This is a genomic window from Nitratidesulfovibrio oxamicus, from assembly GCF_015731765.1.
In the GTDB taxonomy this organism is placed as follows: domain Bacteria; phylum Desulfobacterota; class Desulfovibrionia; order Desulfovibrionales; family Desulfovibrionaceae; genus Cupidesulfovibrio; species Cupidesulfovibrio oxamicus.
The window spans coordinates 1-3,753 of sequence record NZ_VRYY01000252.1 but is presented as its reverse complement, the minus strand read 5'-3'; the positions used below and the strand labels follow the sequence as shown (position 1 = coordinate 3,753).

The following is a 3,753-nucleotide window of genomic DNA, read 5'->3' as shown; positions in this document are numbered from 1 at the left end:
GCACCGTGCTGCGCGCCGCCACCCTGGCCGAGGCGCTGGCCATGCACGCCGCGCGCCGCCCCCATGTGGTGATCATCGACGCGGGCCTGCCCGACCCCGCCCAAACATATCCCGCCCAAACATATCCGGCCCAGACATATCCCGCCCAGACATATCCGGCCCGGCCCGATGCGGCGCATACCCCCCCGCGTCTTGCCGCGCCCCCGCCGCCGCCCTACGACCCCGCACCGCCCCCGTCCGCACCCGCTTCGGCGTCCGCTTCCGCACATGACGCGCATACGGACGGTCACCGTCCCGCGCTCGACCTTGTGCGAGCCATCCGCGCCGTGCGCGGCGACGAGGACGTGTTCCTCATCGTGCTCACCGAGCCGGACGACCACGGCCTGCGAGCCGATGCGCTGGCCATGGGCGCAAACGACGCCCTGCGCCTGCCGCTGGAGCCGCTGGAACTGGACGCCCGCGTGTCCGTGGGCGCCCGGCAGGCCCGCATGGCCCGCCGCCTGCGCGCCTATTCCGACAGGCTGACCCGAGAAATGGCCCGCGTGGCCGAATTGCAGATGCGCCTGCTGCCTTCGTCCTCGCCGTATCTGCCCGGCCTGCACGTGGAAAGCCTGTACCGCCCTTCCGGCGATGCCAGCGGCGACTATTTCGACTACTTCCTGCTGCCCCCGCGCGTCCCCGCCGATGCCGCGCCATCCGCGCCACCGGCACAGGCTGCTTCGCCCGCCCTGCCGGGCCAGCCAGATCCGCCGACACACCCCCTCGTGCCTGTGCGACCTGCCCGATCTGACGCCGACGACCCGGTGCTGCGGGTGGTCATTGCCGACGTGTCCGGCCACGGAGCCCGCGCCGCCTTTCTCATGAGCATCGTGCGCACCCTGGTGCGCGCCCAGAACGACGGCGCAGCCGCCCGCCACGCCGACGGCATGCCCCCCCTGCCGCTGACGGAGACCGTACGGCGCATCAACCGGCACCTGGTGGACATCATCGGCGGCGAGCCGGACTTCGTCACCCTGTTCGCGGGCGACATCGACTTTGCCGCGGGCACGCTGGAATACGTCAACGCCGGGCATTGCCCCGCCCTGCTGCGCGACGGCGGCGGGCAGGTCACCCGCCTGCCGTCCAACGCCCCGCTGCTGGGATTCTTCAACGCCGATTTCGCGGCGGAAGTGCGCGCCTTTCCGTCCGGCTGCCAGTTACTGCTGTTCACCGACGGCCTGCACGACTGGGCGGTCCCCGGCGGCGCGCACCTTGGCCCGGAACGATTTCTGGAACTGACCGAACCATGCCTGCGCGCGGGCAGCGAGGTGCTGACCGCCATGGAATCGGCCCTGCGCCATGCGGCGGGCGGCATGCCGCCCTTCCGTGACGACGTGACCGCCCTGTGGATACGCCGCGACGCCCCCTTAGCGGGCCAACCGGTCAGGCCGAACGAACAGGCCAGGCCGGACGAACCCGTCGGGGCCGATTGAACGGATGCGCACCATGCACAGCTACGAATTTTCCACCACCGCCCAGCGCGAAACCTATCGCCCCTTCGTGCGCGGCATTGCCGCGACCATGGCCGCCTACCTGTCCGCGCCCACACTGGTGCATCCCCTGGAACTGGTCACGGCGGAGGCATGCGCCAACGTGGTGCGCCACGCCTACCCGGAAGGACAGCCCGGCCCGGTGCGGGTGCGCCTGACGGTGACCCCGCGCGTGGGCATGGAACTGGCCGTCACCGACTGGGGGCGCGGCTGCCCAGTCTGCCCGCTGCCCCCGCCCGGCGTGTCTGGCGCTGCCCGCACATCCGACATGCCGGGGGTACCCCCCGAAGCCACGTCCGGACGGGGCTTGCGCATCATCGCCTGCCTGTGCGATGCCGTGACGGGTGATGCCGGTCCGGACGGCAACACCCTGCACCTGCAATTGGCCATCCCGGAGGAACAATGGCGCACCTCGAACTTGACGATCACGGAAACATCCTTGTCGCGGCGCTGACCGGCGAACTGACCCTGGCCAACGCCACGGAGGTCCGCAACGAACTGGAACGGCTGTTCGCCCGCAAGGGCGTGTCCGACGTGGTGCTGGACCTTGGCGCCGTGTCGTTCATGGACAGCTCCGGGCTGGGCACGCTGGTGGCCGCCAGCACCAAGGCCCGGTCCATGGGCCGCCGCCTGCTGCTGTACCGGCCCACCGCCGAAGCGGTGCACACCATGGAAACCGCGCAACTCACCGGGTTCTTCCCCATCCTTGATGACGAGGAAGATCTGCTGGCCCTGCTGCCGGATTAATCCCGCAAGCACGGAGCATGTGCAGATCGGTCACGGCAGAACACGGTCTTCCCCCGCCCGCAGTCCGGGTACGCGGCGCGCCACGCGGCGCCGCAGGCACAGCCCACGGAGAGCGCCACATGCCATATTACCTGCGCCACCATTTCGAGCCCGACTTCGACTACATGCACCTGAAGCCAAAGGCGGACGATGCCGGCAACATCGACCGCTACAATCTCGGCTACGTCCAGAACGTGGTGAAGGGACAGGTGCTGGCGGAACTGGTGCCGCTGGAGGAAGCAGGCGAAGGCCCGCTGGACCCGCGCCACGTGTACGACACACCGCCCGCCGAACTGCCCTGCGGCCCCAACTGCGAACTGGATCCCGATTCGCCCAACCGGGTGGTGGCCGACGCCAACGGGTACGTCTTCTACCACGACGGGCTGATCACGGTGAAGAAGATGCTCAACGTGCGCCGCGACGTGGACTTTCACACCGGCAACATCTTTTTCGTGGGCGACATGGCCATCCATGCCGACGTGAAGCCCGGCTTCGAAATCCAGGCCGACAATATTCTGGTCAAGGGCGTGGTGGAAGGTGCGGTGGTGCGTGCACGCGGGGCCATTGCCTGCGAAAGCGGCATCAAGGGCGGCAAGAGCTGCCTGCTGGATGCGGGCGACACCCTGCGGGTGCCCTTTGCCGAAAATGCGGAACTGCGCTCGCACGGCAACATGTACATCGAACGCTTTGCCCTGCACTGCCGTATCTACGCCGGGGCGAACCTGGTCGTGAAGGACCGCGTGCAGGGGGGCACCGTGCACGGCGCGGGCGTGGTGTACATCGAAAACCAGTTGGGCGGGGCCCAGGGCACCCCCACCAAGGTCAACCTGGGGTACGACCCGTTCAAGTTCCGCAAGATCACCCGGCTGGAGGAAAACATCCGCGATCTGCGCCAGCGCATCATCCATTACGAGGCCGTGGCCGCCGATACACCGGCGGGCAAGGAAGAGCCGGTGCGCCGCCTGGAGGCCGCGCTGAAGAAGATGGACCGCCTGCTGCGCCAGCGCGCCGCGCTGTGGCAAGACCTGAAGCGCGGCGGCCCCATAGCCGAACGCTGCCGTCTGGTGGTGCCGGGGCGCATCATGCCCGGCGTGGAGATTTCCATCGAGGAATCATGGATGGAAGTGCGCGAGGAATTGCGCGACGTGCGCATCATTTTGCGTGACGGCGAACTGGCGGTGGAATCGCCCGCCCTGCCCCCCGGGCACGGCGCCGCCCACCGCTGACGGACCGCAGGAACCGCACTGGCGCGCCGTATCCCCTCCAACCGCAACCGGGCGCTGCCCCGAGCAAAGGCATTTCACGGACCATGCCGCCAGTTGACGATACCCCGCGCCATACAGCCCCCCGCCCCGGGCTGGCGGCCCGCGTGCTGCCCTCGCCCCGCCCGCAGGGCACGGGTGCCGGCGATACGTCCGTCACCGACATCGAAGTGACC

Annotated in this window: 4 protein-coding genes; all 4 read left to right on the top strand. The window is 69.2% G+C overall.

The window, feature by feature from the left end:
* Positions 1 to 1,472, top strand: a 1,472-nt coding sequence (locus FVW20_RS09615; protein ID WP_196609250.1) for a fused response regulator/phosphatase, incomplete at its 5' end; no start/stop codon positions are given.
* A gap of 13 nt (positions 1,473 to 1,485) precedes the next feature.
* Positions 1,486 to 1,983 carry an ATP-binding protein gene (locus FVW20_RS09610; RefSeq protein WP_196609249.1) on the top strand — a complete coding sequence of 166 codons (498 nt, stop codon included), beginning with the start codon at positions 1,486 to 1,488 and terminating at the stop codon, positions 1,981 to 1,983.
* Entirely contained in the window at positions 1,932 to 2,276 is a 345-nt protein-coding gene (locus FVW20_RS09605) for an STAS domain-containing protein (RefSeq protein WP_167124960.1), read from the top strand. Before FVW20_RS09610 ends, FVW20_RS09605 begins: the two co-directional genes overlap by 52 nt.
* A gap of 119 nt (positions 2,277 to 2,395) precedes the next feature.
* Positions 2,396 to 3,541: a FapA family protein gene (locus tag FVW20_RS09600; protein WP_167124958.1), complete on the top strand. Its 1,146-nt coding sequence runs from the start codon at positions 2,396 to 2,398 to the stop codon at positions 3,539 to 3,541.
* Positions 3,542 to 3,753: the final 212 nt, after the last annotated feature.

Bases quoted from the DNA above. Each gene is read 5' to 3' on its own strand.
- FVW20_RS09610 (WP_196609249.1), top strand. From the start codon at position 1,486: ATGCACAGCTACGAATTTTCCACCACCGCCCAGCGCGAAACCTATCGC.
- FVW20_RS09605 (WP_167124960.1), top strand. From the start codon at position 1,932: ATGGCGCACCTCGAACTTGACGATCACGGAAACATCCTTGTCGCGGCG.
- FVW20_RS09600 (WP_167124958.1), top strand. From the start codon at position 2,396: ATGCCATATTACCTGCGCCACCATTTCGAGCCCGACTTCGACTACATG.